This is a genomic window from Peribacillus sp. 05N428 (assembly GCF_056397085.1).
In genome coordinates, this window is record NZ_JBFTMS010000111.1 from 1 (window position 1) to 1,401 (window position 1,401).

The 1,401-nt window shown below is 39.1% G+C and carries 2 protein-coding genes; one reads left to right on the forward strand and one right to left on the reverse strand.

The annotated features are described in order from the left end of the window. Positions 1-853 (reverse strand): transposase (locus AC1DIV_RS29925; RefSeq protein ID WP_477577958.1); only part of this gene is annotated, 853 nt, incomplete at its 3' end. Positions 854-1,160: 307 nt separating this feature from the next. Here AC1DIV_RS29925 and AC1DIV_RS29930 point away from each other — a divergent pair. After that, positions 1,161-1,401 (forward strand): helix-turn-helix domain-containing protein (locus AC1DIV_RS29930; protein ID WP_477577959.1); only part of this gene is annotated, 241 nt, incomplete at its 3' end.

A 1,401-nucleotide genomic window follows, 5' to 3' on the forward strand; every position in this document is an offset into this window, starting at 1 on the left:
TTGTAATCGCTGGTGTTTTATAAGCTGCATCTGCGGCAACTGCTTCTGGTTTTCCAACTTTCTCAATCACTTGCTCAACAAGTGGCTCCAAAATATGACTGTCATGTGTATTACCAGGTGTTACAATCGTTCCCAATACAAAACCGTTACGGTCTGCGGCCGCATGGAATGAATAGGCAAACTGTTTTGTTCGTTCATCTTTCACATAGTAGCCACTCTCAGGATCCGTAGTACTTTCTTTAATTGCTTTGGTTTCTTCCTTATCAAATTTATCTGGTGGAAAAGGCTTCTTTCCATGGTTTTCACGATCTTGATTTATTTCATCTTGAAGACGTCCTTGATATGCTCGTGTTTCTTTGCGTACGATTTTCTTTTCAAATTTGCGCTTATTCGCATTGGCTTTCACATGTGTGGAATCGACGAATACGTGTTCAGCACTTATTAACTTTCTATCAGCAGCTGTCATTAAGATGCGATAGAAAATCTGTTCAAACAGGTCTGTATCTTTAAAGCGTCGTGCATAATTTTTCCCGAACGTTGAGAAATGAGGTACTTTATCATGGAAACCATAGCCTAAGAACCAACGGTAAGCCATATTTGTTTCAACTTCTTCAATCGTTTTACGCATGGAACGAATACCGAAGGTATATTGAATGAATGTCAGTTTAACTAAAATAACTGGATCAATACTTGGGCGTCCTACCTCTGAATACATATCTATCACCAAATCATAAATGAAAGTGAAGTCAATGGAAGCCTCCATTTTACGAACCAAATGATTCGCCGGCACCAGTTGATCTAAAGTAATCATTTCAAGTTGATCTCGCTGAATAGAATTATGTTTCGAAAGCATCCTCATCACCTCAAGTTTTAATAGTTCTATTTTAAAACAAAAAAGACTGTAGGCAAAAGGAGTTTCCATCTAAAATTTTAAACGTAGTTGATTGGAACGGAAGGTGCGAGACTCCTGCGGGAATAGCGAGTCTAAGGGAGACCCCACAGGCACAAGTGCGCCGAGGAGGCTCCCGGACCGCCCGCGGAAAGCGAGTGCCTGAAGTGGAAATCAACGTCCAAATTTGTACAAGCCAAAAAAACTGTAGACAAACTTGAACTGCCCCGTAAATGTTAGACACCAAACTAACATTTACGGGGTGTTTTTTATGGCTAATTTTTCTGCCGAACAGAAAATATTCATTACACGACTTTACCTAGAAGGAAAGCACAGCTATATGGATCTTCARAAAATATTTGAAGTTTCGTATCAAAYGATTCAAGGATGGGTTCGTTTATACCAAATTCAAGGAGCCGATGGATTTAAGAAATCCTATACAAGTTATTCTACGGAGTTTAAAATGGATGTACTTAATTATATGAATGAAACGGGTATATCTTCTTACGACG